Genomic DNA, 21,543 nt, shown 5'->3' with positions numbered 1-21,543 from the left:
GTTTCTGTTAGATATAGAAAAAGCGACCATCTACAAACCTTACAGTTCATAAATAGTCGCTTCGCTTTCCCATTGAGGAATACACATATCATCCAGTTCTTCCATCAGGCTTTCAGGAGTGAAGAACAGGTCATCTCTTTCTTTCAGCAGCTTCACAATGGAACGGTATTCTGTTGTGTAATAATAATCTTCAGATTTCACAACCATGCTGACATTGTGTACCACTGCAAAACTCATATCTTCCAGAAGCCACAGTTCCCGATTATAGGAAGTATCCACCATATCAAAGACGCTGATTTCCATATCGGTGTAAAGCAGGCAGGCTCTCTGCACAAATAATTCCTTGCCACGATACTCAAATCCCTGGTCAATATTGGTTCTTATCGTGTACTCGTAAGGAGTTTCCACCTTATCTCTCAGAGCCATGCAGATTTCCGGCAAGCACAAAGCAACACTGCCGACTTCTTCCTCGTCATACGCTTCATAGTCCTCCGGCTGGTACAGATCAAACAGCCATTTCAAAGCATCGCTCATTTCTTTTTCAGCAAACATCCATATCCTCCTATCGCTCCATAGATTTCTCACGTTTTTTCTGCCACTGTTCCAGCAGTTTAATGATGGTATCCTCCATCTGCTTCGGTGTATAGGACTTCGGAAAATACTTCCGAAGCACGTCATTTTTGATAGTGACCTTATCCAACTCGCTTTTCTTTTCTTCGGACATAATCGCACACATGGCATCCAGACTGCATTTTCCTTCCTGGCTGAATTTCTTCAGTCGCTGTGCCTGCGACAGGGAAGGAGTAGCCTGAGCATAGTCCATCGCTTCCAGAAAATCTTTCTGTTCCTCTTTTTTCAGATAGGACAGCTCTACCGCCGGATTGAAAGCGATTTTCTTTTCGTCTACCATATCCAGCAGTTCAGGAATCAGTTCTGTCAGACGGATATAGCGATGAACCTGATTTCTACTATCACCTGCTTCTTGCCCCACAATATCCATTGCCTGCAACTTCATCCCAACTTGGGATGAAGTTAAATCGGTTCGTTGTCCCTGATGTTTTATCGCTTCCAACTTCATCTTATAAGCGAAAGCCCTCTCACTGGGAAGAAGGGTTTCTCTTTGCAAATTAGAATCCACCATCAAAATCGTGGCGGCATCATCGTCCATATCACGCACAATCACCGGCATGGTTTCTTTTCCGGCAAGCTCCGAAGCATGGTGGCGGCGATGTCCTGCAATCAGCTCATAACCGCCTTCCGGACGGGGACGGGCAATCGCCGGTGTCATAACACCAAACTGTGTGATGCTCTCCACAGTTTTCTGCATGGCATCATCGTCCAGCACCTTGAATGGGTGTCCTTTAAATGGGTGAAGTTCAGAAAGAGGAATCTCCTGTACCCGTTCCTGCTGGGCTTCTTCCCTTGACTGGTCAGTCTGGAAAATATCATCGTAGCTGCTCAAGCTGATGTTTCCGCTTCTTTTCGGCATTGTGAAGCACCTCCTTTGTCAGTACCCGATAGGCATCCGCCACCTTGCCTTTCGGATCATGCTTGAAAATACTGGTTCCTTCCGCACTTATTTCCTCCGCACGGACAGAACGGGGAATATCTGTCTTATAGACTTTGAGCTTCCCACCATAGTTTTCCCGAATCAGGCTGCTGATTTCTTTGGAATAATTAGTACGGCTGTCCACCATCGTCAGCAGGATACCCTCGATTTTTAACTTCGGATTGATTTGCCGGCGTACCTTGTTGATCGTCTGTAAAAGCTGTTCCAGACCTTTTGCCGGAAGATAAGCCGCCTGCACCGGAATCAGCACGTTGTCAGCCGCAGCCAGTGCATTGACCGTGAGCATCCCCAGAGAAGGCATACAATCCAGCAGGATAAAATCATAGTTCTGTTTCACAGTATCCAGGTATTGCCTGAGAATGGTTTCCCGGCTCATGGCATTCACCAGAGATACCTCCAAACCGGATAATTCGATATTGGCTGGCATCAGGTCAACACCTTCCGGGTGATGCAAAATGCCTTCACCTGAAGCAATCGGCTGTTCAAGAAGGATTTTCCCCATCATATCTGACAGTGTAGGAGAGAGCTGATCGGGAACAGGATGTCCCAGGCAAATGGTCAGCGATGCCTGTGGGTCGGTATCTACCAAGAGAACCTTTTTCCCTTCCATTGCAAGACCAACGCCAAGATTCTCACAGGTTGTGGTCTTACCCGTCCCGCCTTTCTGATTCACTACCGCCATAACCGTTGCTTTCGACAATCTCTCCACCTCTCCTTCGTTTTTCATACTTGTTCAATCTTCATCACCTCCCTTCATCCCTCTGACAGATCATGCCGCACCAGTGCGTCAAAATATCCATCTATTGTCAGGATAGAATTGTATATCGTTGCAAGCAGATACTGTTTGATATTGCGAATCTTCGTTGTATTTTCTTTAAAGCAGTCCATCACAAACTTAATATGCTCCGAATTAAGTTTCATAAAACGACTTCTCACAATCTCTACAGGTTTATCATCGCCTGCAATACGAATCTGTTTTCTTTTGCTGCACATGGTTTCCACAATCAGAGCTAAAATGGAATCCAGCAGTTCTTTATCATACGGATAATTTTTGTAGAGGATTTCAATCTCAAGCCGTTCAAAAAAATATTCATGATAGTATGAGTAATCCCCATCCGTTCCGTGTTCCATTCCGGAATCTCCGGAAGGAAAGGAAAGATTCATATTATTATCATTAAGATTATTCTTATTAGTATTATTACCGTGTCCTTTTGACATTTCCAAAGGTGTCGGATTGACATTTCCAGAAGTGTCATTTTCACACTTCAAGAAGTGTCCTTCCTGATCGCTCTGTGGAAAAATAAATTTTTTCATATAAATCAGATTCGGTTTTCCCAGTCCCTGCTTCTTCCGCCAGATGAGATTCCCCTTTTTCTCAAGTTCTGCGAGTAGCTGAATCGCTTTCTTATTCCCACAGCCAAGTGCTTCCATGATGTCTTCAACCGTATAGATGATGTAAACCCTTCCGTCTTTATCAATCCATCCGTTTTTCTGAGAAATACCCATACGATCCAGAAATAAGCCATACAGCAGTTTGGATTCCGCTGACAGGTTGCGATACCGTTCATTGGTAAACAGGAGTTTGGGAACCCGATAAAAAGCGTACTGCTCGGATTCCTCAATTCCGAAAAATTCCTCATACATTTTTCATGCTCACCACCTCTTTCGGCGGGAAATTTTCTTTCTTCAGCGGCGTCTTACGAATTGTGCTGTCCCTGATCTGATACGGGCAGCGTGTGTAATAGCAAAAGCGATACCGCCAGCGTGGCTGAAAGTATTCGCACCTTTTACATTCTTTCGGATACTGATAACGGGAATATTTTTTTCTCCTTTGCATCTTCCTTCACCTCTCTAACCTTTGATGCCAATCTCACGCATTATCTGTTTCGTACACCAGCCAATACAGGGATGTGCTCGTCCGTAAGGGCATCCGTCACAATCGCTTTTTTCTTTTTCCGGTTCAGAAATAATAAAATAGCAGTTCTCTTTTCCGAGAGAGCAGCCCTGCCTTGCATTTTTCCAGAAAAAGCACAGCGAGCAATCTTCCGGCTTTCCCGCAGCATATTTTTTGTTACTCACATTCACTCCTCCTGCCTTCCTCTTTTATTTTGGGTAAAAAAATAGAGCGTTTACCCTTCCCGATAGGGGATGAATAAACGCTCAATGTAACATTATGTTTGACAAGTTATTCCAGAAAGCCTATCCTGTAAATAGAGATACCAGCTTTTCAGCTCATCCGGACTCTTAATCCGGTAAGCGATGAAGTCGGAATGCCAACCAGATACCAGCCAGTGTCTCCGCAGGCATATTCAATCCGTGTAGGCTTCCAGCGGTTGTTTACGAACACCTCCATACAGGTGCCGCAGTGTAAACCTCCGTAGTATTCCTCCAGATTAAAACGAACATCCATGCGATCCGTTTTCTGGTCATAAACCAAAACCCCTTGCTTCATTTTGAACCTCCATTCTTTTAATCTTAGTTTCACCATGTTTACGGCAACCTAATCAAATCAATGGGGTTTTGACCTGAAATCTCGGACAAAAATCAGCGAAAACCCTTTGTTTTCAAGGTTTCTAACCGTTGCCCTTATTATAACTGGTTAGTCGATCCTTCTTACGATTCCTGTCGCTTTCATATCCGTTTTCCTCCATCTGCCACTTTTTCCTGTTCCTTGGTAATACTTCTATTATCTGTGAAAACTTCTTTTTTATGCGCTTCTTTTCGGCGAAAGAAGTTTTCCGCATTGCACTTTTTTATCTGAACGTGTAAAATAAAGAAAAACAGGAATCAGGAGGACATTCGTATGAGCAAAATAGAAGAAGTCAGAAAACAGATGGTAGCCGCCATGAAATCCGGCGACAAAGCCAGAAAAGAAACTCTGTCCCTTCTTTTGGCCTCTCTCAAAAATAAGGCGATCGACAAAAGAGCAGATCTCACAGAGGAAGAAGAAGTACAGGTTGTTTTAAAAGAGATCAAACAGACAAAAGAAACCCTGGAATTAACACCGGCAGACCGGACCGAGATCATCGAAGAATGCAAAGGACGTATTGCTGTCCTGGAAGAATTTGCGCCAAAAATGATGGACGAGGAAGAAATCCGAACTGTCATCGCATCCGTCCTTTCCGACCTGGGACTTGAACACCCGACCGGAAAAGACAAAGGAAAGATCATGAAAGAGCTGATGCCGAAAGTAAAGGGGAAAGCGGACGGAAAGCTCGTAAACGAAATGGTCAGCACGTTTTTTGAGTAGAAGAGAAGCAGGGCATCTATGCTATTTTTCAACACAAAAGCAGACCTGATAAATTTGATGCTCAGGTCTGCTTTCCATTTTAAGGGGTATAGCCATCAAATAAATTGAAAATCTCTCCCTCTATTTCCATAAATATCCTCGATAGGAATCTTTAAGCCATCATGCAAAATGACCATCCGTTCATAGTCATCAATTTCCCTGATTCTACCAGTAGCGCTTATATATGCACCCCCGGCTTTTCGTTCATCCGGCTTAAAATATAGGATTGTGATTTCCGCCTCGGAGTGTTCCAAAGCTATTCTCAGTTTTTCATCCAAAGCAGTTTTTTCGTATTCATCCAGTCCGATGCGATTGTCAGTTAATCTTGCAGTCTCTTTTACCGCTGCATCGTATCCTGTCAGTGTAGCAAAAGGAGAGAATTGAGCCGCACGGTCAAGCATCGACATTCTTGGTCTGCTGTCGGAAACATGATGGGACATATTGATAATATCATCGTATTTGTGCTCGTCTAAATAATCCATACAACACCTTCCTTAATCCATCGAATCAAAGTCATCATCTGTACACTTTCGGATAATATGCTTTGTTTTATCAAGCGGCAGGGGAACTCCATCTTCTGGAAAATATTCTTTTTTTACAACATTCACAATCGCTTCGTGATTGTCCGCCCCAGCAGGAACAAGCACAAAATCTCCAACTTCGATGGAATCATCCTCCGCTATATAATAGTAGTTCTTATATCCATCTTCAAAAGTAACACTACAATAAATAATATCCCTGCTGGTTCTGCGTACTTTTCCGTACACAGAAGGATTCATAATTTCTCCCCAGCCATAAAAGGTTAAAAATTCGAACACTGAATTGATAAACTCCGCCCAACCATCTGGCAAGCCTTTTTTATCATAGGTTCCCTGAACGACTGTTTCTCTTCCTCTTTGTGTCAACACTCTAATGCTATAATCCCTGCTTTCCAGTGGATCAACAAATACATCCTCCGGATTTCCCTCAATATGCCCAAATAGTGTATTCACATCCAAATCTTCAAGTAAGCTCCTAACTCCGTCCTCAACTTTATACGTTCGGGTAACCGAACAGCCGGTGCCAATGTTCTGAATATGTTCAATGGTATCATGGTCGCTGTCAATGACCATTGACTCCGTATAATCCCATACAGCATACTCTATCGTCTCCGAAACCGGTACTTTTGGTTTTATTTTGGTAATGCGGTGGTATCGTATTTCAATTCTTTTTACTAAATCAGGCTTTGAGTTCCCGTCAAAAGCATAGAGATCAGGCATATTCAGACTATTACGGAGCAGATCAGAAAGATCAGTCTCGTTTACTTCAAAATCAGAGCACAAAGAACCACGGAATTTATAGATCTTACCCTCTGTATTCGTTAGTTCCATGTCCCAGTCGCCAATATCCGTGGCATAAATTTCATCGTATCCCTCACTGAAATATGCGGTAAATGCTGAAAAAATCTTATCAGCACAATCCTTCGTAAGCTTCAAATTCTGTGTCCTGGACTTTTCATGTCGCCTGTTATTACATACCTGCCCGAAAACGTATGCTGAAAACCATACTTGTCCTTCGGAATTGATGGTTATATGTTGCTCCACTTCCTCGTCTGGCCCAGGACAAAGACTATAGCATATTCGTTTAGAAACAAGATGAATTTTCTGAAGCTGCCCAGTAAAAACAAATGGTTTTTCTCCGGAAAGTATAGCCAACCGGCTCAGCGCCAAAATAAACCATGAACGATTTTCGTTTTCTAAGATAGCGGAAGCATCATATGCCCAGTGATTGAAGTATCTCCACTGGGAATAGATCGCAGACCCAAGCAAATCAATATCTGTTACATCCTCAATGATTTTATTCAGCCCATCATATCGGCTTGCTGCACTCCCGTATTTTTCCGAAAAGGCATGACCGCAGTCCATCTGAAATCCAAGAACTGAACAATCATCTGCCATGTAATGATCGACAAGTTCAATATAATTTATTTTCTGGTCACGAAACTTATCGATCCATTTTGTTGCAAAATCATGGACTTGTTTCATGGTTCTCACTATATTTACCTCCTTCATTTTACCAGGAAAGGTATATAGAGCACTCGTATTTACCCAAACTGTTTCATGCCTTATGACCGCCAATCTGCTTATTGCGGTCTTTAGCAGTCGTACCATCCTGAAGATTCATTCCCTTCAGAATAGCATTTTTCCCAAATTTCTTCTTTATGTCCAACGCTGCCTTTTGCAGTTTCTTTTCACGTTCCAGGGCAGCGTTTTCTTCTTCGCTCTGTTTTTCTAATGCTGAATAATCAGTAAACAAGTCCAAATGTTCTGCATAGTCTTCTTTCGGTGCAGAACCTTCCGTTATCACGTGATTTGCCGCTATATTTACCCGGCGAACCAACAGGGAAGAATCTACAATCTGGTCAAACAGCTCCATCGTCGCCTTTGTAATCAACATGGTGGAAGAGGTCCACCTACCGATATTAGCAGTTCCGTGAGCATGTTTTGGAATTTTGCGACCATAACGGTCAGTTGTGACGGAACCTGTGTATGCTTTACGCCGTTTCGAATCTGTCAGATTCTCTATATCATAGCCAATAGTAAGAACAATCTGATTGGCAACCAGTTCTTTATCAACCAAATCCAGGACAAGCAAGTCAATCATTTCTCTAACGACCAGCTTAGCTTTCTCAAATTCATAGGGACATTGAAGCACTTGTCCTGAACCCACGCTGTTACTGCTGGGCTTGTATGCTTTTATTTCTTTCATTGTACAAGGTTCCCACCCCCAGGCATGGTCTATCAGAAGTTCAGCGTTAACGCCAAACAGTCGGTAAAGTAAGTCCTCATTATCCACAGAACAACGGGCTACATCGCCCATTGTAAACATCCGATACTCCTCCAGCTTCCGTGCATAGCCTTTCCCTACTCTCCAAAAATCGGTAATGGGACGATGGTTCCAGAGCTGACGCCGGAATTTCATCTCGTCCAATTCTGCTATTCGTACTCCATCTTTGTCTGGCTGGACATGCTTTGCAACAATGTCCATTGCGACTTTGGCAAGAAACAAGTTGGTTCCGATACCGGCAGTCGCTGTTATTCCGGTTGTATGCAGCACATCCCGGATCATCTTCATAGCCAGCTCATGGGCCGTCAGCTGATAAGTATTAAGGTAGCTGGTTACGTCAACAAACACCTCATCAATGGAGTAAACATGAATATCCTCCGGTGCAATATATTTCAGATACACATTGTAAATTTGAGTACTGATCTCCATGTATTTTGCCATCTGCGGAGGTGATACAATATAATCTACTGCTAGGGAAAGATTTCTGTTCAATTCCGGCAAATTATAAGAACTGCCAATGAGAGTACGCCCAGGAGCTTTACTTTTACGCAAAGCATTGACTCGATTCACTGCCTGAATCACTTCAAAGAGTCTTGGACGTCCTGGGATGCCATAAGATTTAAGCGCAGGCGAAACAGCAAGACAAATGGTTTTCTCTGTTCTGCTGGCATCCGCTACTACCAGGTTGGTAGTCATCGGATCTAAATTCCTCTACATACATTCAACGGAGGCGTAGAAGGACTTCAGGTCTATCGCTACGTAAATATGGTTTTCAGTTGTCATAATCTATGCCTCCTTTCCCGGTCTGGTAGTGTCAAATACTACCTGTTTTTTTGTTTCAAAATATAATAAAAACCTTGATTTCAAGGGAAATCTGCAATAAAAAGAGCATTGACCTCCCTTTTCATGTATAATGTCAGTGACCAAACATCCATTATAAAGAAAGGAGCCAATGCTCATGGACATTATACAATACTTACTCTCTGTTATTCAATATCTCTACCAGCAGAATTGCTGGTTAATCAATTTCATCTGCAGATATATACCTCTTAAGCAGTGGGCTTTCGATGATTCTCATTCCCCCAAATATCAGAAGTTCAGAGTGGACGAACTCCCAAAAGTTCAGATCATCCAGCAGGAATGGGACTGGCGTCTCCTGATCCCTTACTTTGAACACCGATACAATCTCAGGATAAAACCTATCTCCCGACGTAAGGAATGCGACATCCCGGAAGACTGCTCCTGCCCTTCCTGCGGTGCCCCACAGCCTTATCTTTATCGTAATAACGGTAAAGCCGGACAGCTGAAATGCAAGGTATGCAATACAAATTTTTCGCCAGATGAAAACCGCTTTGCCAAGCAGTTCACCCTGCGGTGTCCCCACTGTGGCAAGGCACTCGCTGCGAAAAAAGAACGGAAGCACTTTATCATCCACAAGTGCGTCAATCCCAAATGTCCTTATTATCTCCACAATCTCAAAAAGGTGGATAAGGAAGACCTGGAAGAGGATTACGGCAAAAATAAATACAAGCTCCACTATATCTACCGTCAGTTCACGATAGATTTTTTCAGCATGGATGTAAGCACCCTTCCTAAGAACGCTTCTTCCCTGAAATTCAGTAAGCATAACGCCCACGTTATGTCTCTGTGTCTAACGCTGCATATCAACCTTGGCCTGTCACTGCGCAAAACCAGTCAGGCACTGAAAGATCTCTATAACATCCAGATCTCTCATCAGCAGATCGCCAACTACTGCAAGACCGCGGCCATCTGCATCAAACCCTTCGTCGATCAGTATCCCTATCGCAAAGGAGAAGCCTTTGTGGCCGATGAAACCTACATCAAAGTCCGTGGCATAAAAACCTACGTCTGGCTTATCATGAACGCCGCCTGCCGTTCCATCATCGGTTACCAGGTGTCCGATAACCGCGGGGTTGGGCCCTGTATCCTTGCCATGCGCATGGCCTTCCAGGGGCTTAAGAAGCTCCCTGAAAACTTCAAATTCATTGCTGACGGCTACAGCGCCTACCCGCTTGCCGCCATGGAATTCGCAAAAAAGTTTGGCAAAGACTTTACCTTCCAGATCACCCAGGTGATCGGACTTACCAACGACGATGCTGTGTCTAAGGAACACCGTCCGTTCAAACAGATCGTAGAACGACTGAACCGGACCTATAAGGCTTCTTACCGGAAAACAAACGGCTTTGACAACATCGAAGGTGCCAACTATGACCTGGCTCTCTGGGTTGCCTACTACAACTTCCTGCGCCCGCACAAACACAATAAATACAAAGTTCTTAACGAAGTGGAAATGCTCCAGGGTGCTGACAACATGCCGGGCAAGTGGCAGCTGCTTATCTTCCTTGGCCAGCAGACCATCCTGAACATGCAGAAAACCGGAACTGCCGGATTGGAGCGGAGCTGTTGTCAATAGAACCGTGGAATACCGGAGCAGGCGGCGCAGCCGGCTGTGAGGATATGCCGCGAAAGTCTATTGATATAAGGCTCGCGGAGCATCCTCTCCAGCAGAAAAGGGGGCAATTGCGCCCTTTTCCTGCCTTCCGGCGAGGACGGGTTCGGGCAGCGCCCGATATTGGGTCAAGGGACTGGTCCCTTGCGGGTTCTTAGGGCAACGCCCTAAGCCCTCGGAGAGCTTTTCAGCATCGATATCTGCAATTTTCAAGGTTCTATTGAGCCTATTTTTTTCGGCTCAGTTTTTCATAGATTACTTTACACTACCCCCGGTCTGGCACATACTTTATTTTCGAGTAAGTTTATAACTCATATCCAGAAGATTTTTAATTTCATCATCCGGAACACTTCCATCCAGAGCAATACTGATCCATTTTTCTTTATTCATATGATATGCTGGAAAATATCCTTGTTTGCTGCGAAGAGAGCCAATCAAAAGGGGATCGCTTTTGACATTTAAAATATCTATGATCTGATTGCCTGTTAACCCTAATTTTTGAACAGGCACTTCCAAGATAACAGCATACCATTTTTTACTTTCAGCGTGGCGAAGAACTGCGTTCCAGTCATTCCAAGGATAATCAGGCTCTGTACCATTGGTCTCTTTTACCCACTCAAATAATTTGCTTCGTTCCATTTTTAAGTTTTCAATCCACTACAAATTCTGTTTATTTCATACAGGGAGATAGTATCCTTGATCAATCTCTGAATTTCTCTGGCATTACTTAATCCAGCTGATGCTAAAACAAGTTTTTCCCTAATTTCACTTGGCAAAATGTCACTATGATCCGTATTCATCAAAGCTACTTCTGCAATTTTCATCTTAGCATCTTGGGAAAGTTGCTTAAATTCTATGATTGCATCAAATCTATTATATATCGGGAGTCCCAGTTTATCTTTAATTTCATCTTCCGAATGATAATTGGATGTACAAAAAATAACAGCATGTCTAACGTCTACTTTATAGTTTTGATCTTCAAAAGTTCCCTCATCAAACAGTTGGTAAAACGCACTATGAAAAACAGGATTAGCTTTATCAAATTCATCAAGCAGAATAACATTAGAATCTCTTGCTAATAAGTCTTTTGCAAAACTCTTTTGATTATACTTTCCACCAAAAAGATAATTCGAAAATTCATTATTCTGATACATAGAAAATTGTTTTCTGAGCAAAACACCGCCAAGCAGCTCTGTCAAATATTGAACCGTTTCAGTCTTTCCAAGTCCGGAATCTCCATAGAATAATATTACGACAGGTTTGCACTGCCGATTATCCATAATGGGATAGAGCGCTTTTAACAATTTCATTTTGACAGATTCCTGACCGATAATTCTATTATCAAATCCGAGATATATTCGTTTAACAATGTCTTCGCTTATGATATTATACTTTTGCTCATCGACCTTGATTATGTTCCTTTCGCCGTATATCCTTTCGACCTGATCTCTTAATAATGCCGGTGGATTTTGAATATACATATTGGTCACATTGATCTGCGCCATAAAATCAACAAAATTTGTTATAACATGCTCTTTGACACTATTGTATTCATTCGCATATATTACTAAATTAGAAATACGAGGTTTCTTTTTTTTAGGTTTTTCCGTCTCAGTATCTTGTTTAGGTAATCCTTTTATTTCCATTACAAATTTCTTGCTTTCATCATCCATTTGCATGGCAACACTTAACAAGTTTCTGTGCCCCTTGGGGATTATCTCTGCAAAAGCTCTGGCTGATCCGTAAAACATAACAATTTGCTTCATACTTTAACCCCCGCCAGTACGATGTCATACACTGCAAGGCTATCTTCCTGCTTTGGAGTTTCCCCATTTGCACCTAAGATACTCTCAGCCGTCACTTCTGCTGGTTTATTTTGAAACTCGAATTCTTTATCTATACCTAATTCTCTCTGTTTACATGTCCCAACTTGAACACCGTAATATGTAAGATTCATTTTGCTTAAATCTGCAAGGCTATAGTCATTTTTGAATGCATTGATGTTAAATCTAAGCACAGAAGCAGGTGTACTTTCCTTTTTCAATAACATAGCATAATATCCTCGTTCACTGAGCACAGCTTCATTTAATTTTTCGATATCAAATGGTAATTGCTCCTTTGGGATGACAGAAAGATAAGAACTATACATCTTGTATAGTGTCACTGAATTTTGAGGAGCATAAACTCCGGAATCTTCAAATTTTATGATTTTATCATCTGTGCAAGCCACAGATATATAATCTGTCAGCAATGTATTTTTTATCGTTGTATCCAATAATTTTGAAACTTCTCCTTTTCCCGTTGCATCAAGATTCCCGGAGATGCTTCCCTTCAAAAAGCTGATAATATTAAATCCTCCCTTTGCCTGAGCTTCGATTTCGGCTAAAATTTGCGCTACACGCTGCTTATTTTCTTCTTTGCTCCAGTCAAGCCTTCCACCATTTGTAATATCCAAATAATCCTGTGCAGCCGCTTCATCGAAATATGCAATTTTGAGAAAACTTGGACTATTTTTTCCCATTCTGCCCTTCTCCTTGTAATTTTTAGTTTATCATTTCTTTTTTGGGAGATTTATTTTCCCTTTCAGTATTCAGTACGAACAATGCCTCCAGCAACCGGAGAGACACTTTTGTCTCTTCCGTGTAATCACTCCACCCCCAAAGCCTTAAATACCGCATCTTCCGCACTTTGATACGGAATCAGCTGAAATGCGCTCATCAAATCCGGCGGAACTGTCGCAAAATCAACGAAAGAAGTGCTCGGTATCAGCACTCTCTTTGCACCGCTATCCAGACAGACCTGCAATGTACTTGCAAGTTCGTCCACCTTTATCATCGTGCCACTGATACTGATTTCCCCCAATACAACAAGAGAACTCTGCACCGGTTTCCCCAATGCAATAGAACACAGTGCAATCAAAGTAGGCAATGCCAATTTACCGGTCATGCCGATACCTTGCAAATCCTGATAATTGATGATGTAGTCCTTCATCGTAGTGCTGATGCTGCCGCTGATCCGGTTCGCATTTGCCTTCAGGAAGTTAAAAGCCGTATTGGTGGACTCTTTTGCGTCACGGTCTATTCCAATACCAGTTCGCTCAAATTTCCCATTTCCGGGAAGCATCTGGGATTCCAACCGGAATACTCCAATCATACCGCTTTTCCCTTGAGAAACTGTATATACCTGACCAGAATTGCACATTCCTTCCGGAATCAATTTTCCGCCGCCCTGTTCCGGAACAGATACATAATGCTCGGACATATCATCCATGTCAATGTAAGAGAAGTTGACATCGTAAAATTCCATGCCGCCCAGCTTTTTCAGCTGCTCCTTTACCCGGCGACGCATTTCCAGAGAAAGTTTGAGAACTTCTTCTAGTTCTTCTTTCGTAAACTCCCCATCAGGATAAACCAGCTTCAAATATCCATCTACCATTCTGCGGACTGCAATAGTATCTCTCTGGTTCAAATTCTTGCCAAGGCGGAAGTAGTGGTCAATGGCATCGCCATACTGTTCCTTACGCAGCTCCCGGATAAACTCTGCCAGATAATCGCTGATAAATCCGTAATCGTTGGTAAAATGCTCCGGTCTGAATTTCGGGATTTCCCATCCAGGCAGATAGCAGTGCATACGGTCTAAAAAGGCTGTGTCTGTTCCCATTTCTGGCGGGAATGGGTCAAACAGGCTGGAAGTCTTCAGAAGAACATCCACGCTCTGATTGATGTTTCCGACAAATACCATAGAAGCAGAAGTCGCTTTTTCCTCTTTGCCACGGGCAAAAGAACCGGATGCCATGTAATCTTTCATGATCTGAATGCCGTCTTTATCCTTAAATCGGATGCCTGCCACCTCATCAAAAGCAACACAGTCCCACAGACCGACCAGACCAACCGTTTTCCTTCCCATATTGTAGAAAAGATTGGCAACGGTCGTCTGACCGCCGGAAACCAGGATGCTGTTCGGAGAAATCTCTTTATACAGATGAGATTTACCGGTGCTGCGGGGACCGAGTTCGCAGAGATTAAAGTTATTTTCCACCAATGGAATCATACGGGTCAAGAGTAGCCACTTTTCACGATAGGAAAGTGCATCTGGCTCCATACCGATAGAACGGAGCAAAATGTCGATCCATTCGTCTTTTGAGAACGCTTTTCGTCCCTGTTTCAGTTCCGCTATATCAATGTGAGGCATTTGAATCGGCGTCAGTTTGCGAATCTGAATGGGATAACCATTCTGCTTTTCTTCCTCCACATACTCATAATCCAGCTGGACGATACACCAGATACCGCCGCAAAGCAGACGGTCATATTTCTCCGGATATTCATCTTCAATCGGTACACTGGTCAGACCAAGGTTGGAGAAAGAAGCAAAAAAGCAGTTCCTCTTAATATCCAGATGGACGGTAATCATATCTATAACCGTATGGCTGCCTTTCTGCCGCAGTTTAGTCAGAATCTTCTGTGCTTCATCCGGACGGACGAAATTGTCAGCAAGAATCCGTTTGACCTTCTGAACGCCGTCCTCGATCACTTCTTCATCATCGGAGCTGCAATACTGTCCCAGTAGAAACTCCAGAACATAAACCGGGACATTTGCACCTTCTTTTATTTTTTTCGTCAAGTCCTTGCGGACGATCTTTCCGTCAAAATATTGGCGGAGTTTTTCTTTTATTTCTTCACGGGTGCTTTCACACTCATTCATCTGTTCCATTCTCTATTCCTCCTGCGATGTTTAACTGAAGAAGTCGAACTCATCCACCGCAAAAGCAATATCAATCTGAAATTCCTCACGCTGCGGAAGCTGAAGTCCCTGTTCATCCGCAATCACGAGGTAGTAGGTTTCGGTATTGCTGTATTTTAACGGTTTCAAATTGAAGGTACACCGGAATGTACGCTCTGTTCCATTCTCACTTGTTTTATCCGCAATGATCTTCTGAACGTCGCTGATCTGCTTGCCGTTAGAATCCACAAAGTAAGCCTGATAAGTTGCAGCTTCTCGGTTCGCTCCCACCGCATCCTTTTGATAGAAGTTCAGGTTAAAAATCATGTTACTGATTTTCCTGCTTGCGGACAGCAGGCTCACTGTAACCGGCTTTGTATCGTATTTCTGTTTGTTTCGCTTGTATTCCATCGAGTCGTTTCTCAAATGGTGATAGTCGATCACTGGAACTACCATTTCCTGCAAGCTGATACCACCATGAACGAAGTTCAAACCGCCGCCGTTCATCTTGATCCGGATGCTTCCTCTCGGTGTGAATCCATCAAAATCAGTTTCACCATCCAGGAACTTCACCGGCATCAGATAATCTGGCGACGCACCTTTCTGCATGATGGCATACCGTCTGCCGTATTCCACATCCAGGCTGTTAAAGCTGGTCTTATCTGCTTTGCTGTCCTCAGTCAAAGGACTGTATGTATATAAGAAACCATGATCGGCAGTAATCAGAATGTTGGCTCCGCCAAACTCATTGACAATAATGCGTACCATATTTTTCAGCTCAGAAATTGCCTTTTCGCAAGCCGAAAAGACAGCGGTATCGGAGGTATGGCTCGCTTCATCAATGGTATCATGATAAATGTAGACCACTTCCATGCCTTTTACCAGAGCACTTCTGTCAGCCCGTTTCATGCCGATGATGTTCTTGTACTGCAATGCCACACTTGCCGGGTTGGCAGCTTTCAAAACTTTGTCACGGTTGGTGCTGGCAGTGGATTGCCCATCTGCCAGTACGGAAAGCAATTCGTTTTTCACTTCGACAGACAGATTGGAGTGCGGAAGCAGAGCCGCCATCCCGAACTTGGTGATAGACGGGAAAATGCTCTGCATATTCTGGAGCTTCACCTGGCTCTGGTTCTCTCTTTGCAGTTCTTCAGCAAGAGTAGCCGCCACTTCATACCGCATCGCATCAGAAATAATCACAAACACTCTGGAATCTGCATTTTTCACACGGCTGCGGTAGAAATCTTCCTGATGAGGAATTTCCATGATTTTCCCATATTCAGCCAATTCCTCCGCACAGACATCCGACCAGTTATTCCCAAGTTCGCCCAGGAACCAGTGGGAATACAGCCCTTCCACCTGGTCTACGACGTGCTTAAACAGATCGTCCAGCAGGATATTGGAGGTTTCCAGACTTCTCTGGAAGCAAAGGTGGAACTGCCGGTAATAACGATCCATCTGATAATAATCTTCCGTATAGTTCTTCCAGATTTCACGAGCCTGTGCCAAATGGAATCCGGCAGAATGTTCTTTGAAGAACTCCTGCATCTTCGCCACCTGCAAAATACCATCATAGAAGTTGGCAAAGCCTTCATACCAGGCACAGGTACGGCGTTTTTCCACTACTTTCGTAATCAAATCTGCATCAATGATCTGATTGCTGATTTCCGTCATCAGCTTTATCAGGATGATTTCATTGATGCAAGGGAAACATTCCGTATCCACCAGATCCTCTAACGGCAGCTGTCCAAAACGCTGGGGCAGATGGGCTTCTTCTTCCACATAACGGGCGATTTCATAAAGCTGGCGGTCATCGTCACTCCTCAGCCAGTCCGATACAAAATCATAGCAGTATGCCTGATGGGGAAGGGAGAGGAATTTGTCCAGCCCTTCCAGATGTTCCTGGAACAACGTGCGGGTAGATGCAGTCAGCAGCAAATGGATCGCAAGCTGACCAATATCCCCGTCCACCTCGCAATAACCGCTTCCCTGGCGAACCATTGCCCAGAATGCATCGTTTGCTCCATAGTTCACGAACTCTTGATACAAAGCATTGCTGTTTTTATCAAAACCAGCACGGAAGATGCTCTGTATGATCTGATTCGGCTGAGCTTCTTTCAAACCACAGATTGCCGCCATCACTGCCAGGTGCAGCTGTGCCGGATTGGAAGGCACTTTGGTCTGTGCCACAATCCTTGCACGGCGGTCTTTTGCATTAAAAAATTTGCGGTAATGTTTTACCTGTTTCCGCATCGCAAGGCTCGATACCAGCCCCATTTCATCCATCCAAATGGAAATGAGGTCAGCACGGAACTCCTCGCTGTACAGTTTTATATCTATGAGCCAGTCATCGTCCGGTCTGTCAAAAGACAGGGGATTATAGATCAGATAATTGGAAGTCAGATCATCATGGGAAAGCAGCTTTTTCACCATGAAAGTATTGTTTCCTGTCAAAGCAACCATCTTCGCATTATTCAGCTGAATCTCATCCAGCTTATCCTCAAACTCCCGATCCTCGTCATGCCAGAAGATAATGCGGCGGTGATAATATTCCGGCAACGGCAACGCAAACCTGCCGTTTAATTCCTGTATTACTTTTTCTATGTCCATGCTGCGTTACCTCCCTTCCATATTGTTTACATAAATTGTACTACGTGCCGCACCTTCTTTTCTCAGATAATTGCCTTCAACCATATCCTGTAAAATAGCTCTTGCTCTGCGCTGTTTTACTTCTAAAAGTTCTGCAACCATAGAGGTTGTAATGTAGCCATTTTCCAATACATATTGATAAATCTTCCGTTCCTGCTCATTATCCGGCAGTCTTTCGATAGTATCCGGCATTTTTTGGTTGATATCCGGCACTTTACCAACACTATCCGGCATCATACTGGCACTATCTGGCACTGTATCAGCACTATCCGGCACTTTGTCAGTATTATTATCGCCACTGGCATTGTCAATCTGTTCCCGATAGATATTGATGCGCAAATCAACTTCACCGCCAATGAACTCCGGTTCCCGCAGACCAGCCGCTTTTACCTTACCGATGATTCTCGGAATACCGCTTCCCCAATGCTCGATTAAATTCATATATAAAAACGCATACGCAAGAGCTTCGTTACGAATCTGGGAATAGCCCTCTTTCATACGCTCCAAAGTTTGTCCCATTGGCAATTTCCCAGGGGAAGTGATTTCTAACCGGTTGTCATACACCGCAACCTGTATATTGCCATGATCCAGATAACTGCGGTGCACCGCTGCGTTGATGATCAGCTCACGAATAGCGTCCGGCGGAATTTCATAAACATCCTGACGATAGATACCCACAATGGTAGCACCCAGATGAATATTCCGTAGAACAAACTGAAATGCTTCCTCAATTTGTTCCCAAATCGGACCGGTATACTCCCGACGATCAACAAAAACTTCTTTAGTCGTTCCCTTGAACACGCCACATTGCGTTGCAACATGAAGTCCTCCGCATCCGGTTAAAATAGTATAGGCATTGGACGGATAATCCTTTCCATCACGTTCAATCAGAACTCCCCAGGAACGAAGCTGCTGTCTTCCAACATCTTTGACAGCTGCTTTCTGCTCCTCATTATGGGCGTTCTTGATTGCCTGCTCCTTCATGGCTTTACAAAGAGCGTCAATATCTTCATCTGTGACATTCAGCCCGGTACACAGAGCCTGGTCGAAGTAGCGGTTGCTGCCCTCAAACATCAACTCTTTTATCATGTACTCATCGGCGGGGCGGGTCGTTCCGGCAACACGGACATATACGCCAGCCTCTTTGCCGAGCGCTTTGATATAATACGGTCGCTGTCTGCCCCCGGAAACCTCTACTACAATGATCGTTTTACTGTCAACCGTCTGTAGAGTAATATCCGGAATGATCGCCGGTTCACAGCTATCTGACACTGCATTGGCAATGGCATCCATTTTTCGGAACACATCTTCCTTGTCAAAGCCAATCACTTCTCTGGTTTTATCAGCAATTCCAAAAATAATCTTTCCCCCGGTTCCATTTGCAAAGGCAACCACAGACTTCATATATTTGATACTTTTCTCTGGCAAGTTTTCCTTAAATTCCACATTTTTAGATTCCCCGGTGAGGATTTCTTCTATGGTCATCTTAACACCTCACTTTCAATTTACTATAGCTTGTATTGTAAAGCTGTAATGTAAGAGTAGCTAATTCAACGTATCTCAGCCCTCACGATGGTACCAGAGGCACAGTCTTTGCAGAGCAATAGAGATTATACTCCTTCAGCAAAAAATAATATATCTTTGCACCATGTCTCTATTACATTTTCAAAATCAGAGAGTCCAGAACTTCCTAAGTGCGCCCTTACATGGCTTGGGTTTAAAAGATATATAAAACATATAATATCTCTAGCAGTTCTTTGTTTTTCTGCTTTTGAAAGCATCTCAAGAAAATCATTATCATCCGTTAACGAACGAATGCGCTCTTCACTATGACTTTCGCCGTTAAGAACAAGGCGATACATCAGATGACGGAAATATTCAGAGTATTGTTCATTTCCAATAGTCCCCAATATTTCGCAGCTAATAGAGATTTCATCGATACCTTTCTTGTAAACAAATGTCGAAAATGCTTCCAGAGTTCTTCTCATAACATTCCCAATGGTTGTCTCAGCATCTTCAGAGGCATTAACACCAAAGCGATATACATCTGCAAGTAATTCACTATACTCGTGACGCTTATGATATCGAAAGTCCGAAAGCATTCGGTTCTTCAATTCAAAAATACCAGAATTACATTTTCCCGGCGTCTGATTTTTAACCACCTTCACTATCTCGTCAAAAGCTTTTTGTAAATCAAAAGCAGACTGCAAATCGTGTGTAAGAAGAACAATTCTCGAGTTGCTATTTCCAACAACAATCTTCTCCAAATCTCTTCGAAGTAATGACATTATTCCGATTCGATTCTCATGATCAAAGCTAGAAATGGGATCATCAATAACAACAAATGCTTCTTTCGAAAATGCTTTCTCTGCCTCTGTGTTATCCAGCATTTCCACAAAAAAATAACATAATGCAAGGATATTTCGTTCTCCCACAGAAATATCCGATGGTTTCACACTTGCACCGTTTGATTTCAGCGTATACACGGTTCCACTGTCATCTGACTCGATTTCTAACCGTCCAGTAGCAAAGAACACATATCTCAATCTAGCATTAATCATATCTATGGCAATTTTTATGCTTTTTCTTTGAGCCTGAAGTTTATCTAAGACCTTCTTTTTTTCCTTCTCTACTGATATTCTTGCTGATAGTGCAGATTCAATCTTTGTCTTTTCCTCTTTTTGCTTAAGATACGTGGTATAATATTCTTCAATTTCATAATATGCCCTTGAAGCATTTAATTTCTGAAGCTTCCTCTGAAGCTCTGGAATATTGTTCAGTGGCTTATTATACTCAATTCGGGCAGCTTCAAGTTGTTCAAGGGCTGTCTTGAGTGCTAATGCCTTATCACTGATACTTAACTGCTTCAGTTCAATCGAAGAATAGGGATTTTCAATTTTTGCCTCTAATGTTGCGTTGAATTCCTCAATAGCCATATTCAATGCAGACAGGGCAATCTCACATTTTTCAAGAACTTTTTTTTCCAACTTTTGAAATGGCGATAAATCAATTACAACAGGAGATATTTTCAACGCTAACAGAGCTGCTTTATGTTCCTCAACAATTTTTGACAGGATCTTTTTAATGCTCTGAACAAGTGAGTTTTTGTATTCTTCAGATACAGGTTGTAGGCAAAATGGACAAACTGCAGTCTCTGAATTTTCAAATATTACTTGCATCTTTTCAATTTGCTGAGTTTTCCCTTTCGATAACAGCGAAAGCAAATAAGTTTCACGCTCAGATAATTCCGGTTTTTCAATGCATTGGGCTAATAAGCTTCTCGCAGAATCTTCATTATCCGGAACAACAATTCTCAAGTTTGCGGAAGTAGTTATTTTAGCATTTCCGCTCCTAGCGGCAGAAAGCAAATCATATTGTCTCTGATACTCGACCTTTGTTTCCTCAAAATTTTTCTCCGGTTTAGTTCGTACAATAGTTTCATATGTTGCATTGTTTACAGAGGCATTCCTCCGACCACCGATAATTACTCGTTCTCTTCCGGCCCAATTTTGGTCACCAGACAACGCAAGGTTCATTTTTGAGAGATAATAATCTGGAGAAACAAGCGAAGTTCTGTCATTAAAAGGTTTTACCATAGCTTCTGCTTTTTCCCGTTCAGCTAATGCATCATCATATGCCTTTTGAGCAGCCTCAATCAACGTTTCTAATTCAGCTTGTTTGCCGAACATCACTATTGTACCCAAACCATCCTCTTTAAGCCGAACTTTACTCTGAATATATTCTTCATTGAAAACAAACACTTTGCCGGACTGTCCATCAACCGGGTACGCTATAGCTTTCCCAGAAAAATCTTCCAAAAAAGCATCTGTAATCTCCGGCAAATCAACACCTGATATTTTTAAAAAGGCTTTGGATATTGTGCTTTTTCCCGTGCCGTTTTTACCATAGATTAAGCATAGTCTATGATCCATCGACGGAAAAAGTGGAAACGATGTCTTTTCTGAAAATGCTGCTCCACTAAAAACAAGATTCCTAGTTATTTCAAACAAAAACTACTCC

At 42.9% G+C, this 21,543-nt stretch carries 16 protein-coding genes and 2 pseudogenes; 2 read left to right on the top strand and 16 right to left on the bottom strand.

What is annotated here, in order from left to right; translation table 11 throughout:
• Positions 1-39 precede the first annotated feature (39 nt).
• The 6 genes from ACLROL_RS07450 to ACLROL_RS07425 form a co-directional block, all read right to left on the bottom strand.
• A complete protein-coding gene (locus tag ACLROL_RS07450; RefSeq protein ID WP_413067608.1) occupies positions 40-552 on the bottom strand; it encodes a hypothetical protein in 513 nt (170 codons plus the stop codon).
• A 10-nt stretch (positions 553-562) separates the two neighbouring features.
• Positions 563-1,489 (bottom strand): ParB/RepB/Spo0J family partition protein, encoded by a 927-nt coding sequence (locus tag ACLROL_RS07445; protein ID WP_413067607.1) that lies wholly within the window; start codon positions 1,487-1,489, stop codon positions 563-565.
• Positions 1,446-2,297 carry a ParA family protein gene (locus ACLROL_RS07440; RefSeq protein ID WP_413067606.1) on the bottom strand — a complete coding sequence of 284 codons (852 nt, stop codon included), beginning with the start codon at positions 2,295-2,297 and terminating at the stop codon, positions 1,446-1,448. Before ACLROL_RS07440 ends, ACLROL_RS07445 begins: the two co-directional genes overlap by 44 nt.
• 26 nt (positions 2,298-2,323) lie before the next feature.
• Entirely contained in the window at positions 2,324-3,214 is an 891-nt protein-coding gene (locus ACLROL_RS07435) for a DUF6017 domain-containing protein (RefSeq protein ID WP_413067605.1), read from the bottom strand.
• Between the two features lie 207 nt (positions 3,215-3,421).
• Entirely contained in the window at positions 3,422-3,649 is a 228-nt protein-coding gene (locus tag ACLROL_RS07430; protein WP_413067604.1) for a hypothetical protein, read from the bottom strand.
• Between the two features lie 148 nt (positions 3,650-3,797).
• A complete protein-coding gene (locus tag ACLROL_RS07425) occupies positions 3,798-4,022 on the bottom strand; it encodes a DUF5348 domain-containing protein (RefSeq protein WP_002585494.1) in 225 nt (74 codons plus the stop codon).
• Positions 4,023-4,373: 351 nt separating this feature from the next.
• Here ACLROL_RS07425 and ACLROL_RS07420 point away from each other — a divergent pair, with 351 nt between their 5' ends.
• Positions 4,374-4,820, top strand: coding sequence for a GatB/YqeY domain-containing protein (locus ACLROL_RS07420; protein ID WP_087200207.1), 447 nt, complete (start codon positions 4,374-4,376; stop codon positions 4,818-4,820).
• A 79-nt stretch (positions 4,821-4,899) separates the two neighbouring features.
• On the opposite strand, the pseudogene ACLROL_RS07415 reads toward ACLROL_RS07420, so the two are convergent.
• The 3 genes and pseudogenes from ACLROL_RS07415 to ACLROL_RS07405 form a co-directional block, all read right to left on the bottom strand.
• Positions 4,900-5,341, bottom strand: a pseudogene (locus tag ACLROL_RS07415) (hypothetical protein).
• A gap of 12 nt (positions 5,342-5,353) precedes the next feature.
• Entirely contained in the window at positions 5,354-6,883 is a 1,530-nt protein-coding gene (locus tag ACLROL_RS07410; protein WP_318255669.1) for a hypothetical protein, read from the bottom strand.
• 73 nt (positions 6,884-6,956) lie between these two features.
• Positions 6,957-8,468: pseudogene (locus ACLROL_RS07405) on the bottom strand (DNA methylase).
• Between the two features lie 175 nt (positions 8,469-8,643).
• Here ACLROL_RS07405 and ACLROL_RS07400 point away from each other — a divergent pair.
• Positions 8,644-10,119: a DDE-type integrase/transposase/recombinase gene (locus ACLROL_RS07400; RefSeq protein ID WP_413067603.1), complete on the top strand. Its 1,476-nt coding sequence runs from the start codon at positions 8,644-8,646 to the stop codon at positions 10,117-10,119.
• Positions 10,120-10,443: 324 nt separating this feature from the next.
• Here ACLROL_RS07400 and ACLROL_RS07395 read toward each other — a convergent pair whose 3' ends face one another.
• From ACLROL_RS07395 to ACLROL_RS07365, 7 genes are all read right to left on the bottom strand, one after another.
• Positions 10,444-10,794: an MmcQ/YjbR family DNA-binding protein gene (locus tag ACLROL_RS07395; RefSeq protein WP_413067602.1), complete on the bottom strand. Its 351-nt coding sequence runs from the start codon at positions 10,792-10,794 to the stop codon at positions 10,444-10,446.
• Between the two features lie 2 nt (positions 10,795-10,796).
• On the bottom strand, positions 10,797-11,921 hold the full coding sequence (locus ACLROL_RS07390) for an AAA family ATPase (RefSeq protein ID WP_413067601.1): 1,125 nt from the start codon (positions 11,919-11,921) through the stop codon (positions 10,797-10,799).
• Entirely contained in the window at positions 11,918-12,676 is a 759-nt protein-coding gene (locus tag ACLROL_RS07385) for a DUF6414 family protein (RefSeq protein WP_087211874.1), read from the bottom strand. Before ACLROL_RS07385 ends, ACLROL_RS07390 begins: the two co-directional genes overlap by 4 nt.
• Positions 12,677-12,801: 125 nt before the next feature.
• The gene (gene brxL, locus ACLROL_RS07380; protein ID WP_413067600.1) at positions 12,802-14,865 is read right to left on the bottom strand and encodes a protease Lon-related BREX system protein BrxL; all 2,064 of its coding nucleotides are present in this window, start codon (positions 14,863-14,865) and stop codon (positions 12,802-12,804) included.
• Between the two features lie 21 nt (positions 14,866-14,886).
• Positions 14,887-17,484, bottom strand: coding sequence for a BREX-1 system phosphatase PglZ type A (pglZ, locus tag ACLROL_RS07375; RefSeq protein WP_413067599.1), 2,598 nt, complete (start codon positions 17,482-17,484; stop codon positions 14,887-14,889).
• A 6-nt stretch (positions 17,485-17,490) separates the two neighbouring features.
• Positions 17,491-19,008 (bottom strand): RNA-binding domain-containing protein, encoded by a 1,518-nt coding sequence (locus ACLROL_RS07370; protein WP_413067598.1) that lies wholly within the window; start codon positions 19,006-19,008, stop codon positions 17,491-17,493.
• Positions 19,009-19,133: 125 nt separating this feature from the next.
• Entirely contained in the window at positions 19,134-21,533 is a 2,400-nt protein-coding gene (locus tag ACLROL_RS07365; protein ID WP_413067597.1) for an AAA family ATPase, read from the bottom strand.
• Positions 21,534-21,543 lie beyond the last annotated feature (10 nt).

It is taken from the genome of Sellimonas sp., assembly GCF_047234585.1.
GTDB classification, from domain to species: domain Bacteria; phylum Bacillota; class Clostridia; order Lachnospirales; family Lachnospiraceae; genus Sellimonas; species Sellimonas caecigallum.
The sequence above is the reverse complement of the archived record's forward strand: the minus strand, read 5'-3'. Positions and strand labels throughout refer to the sequence as shown.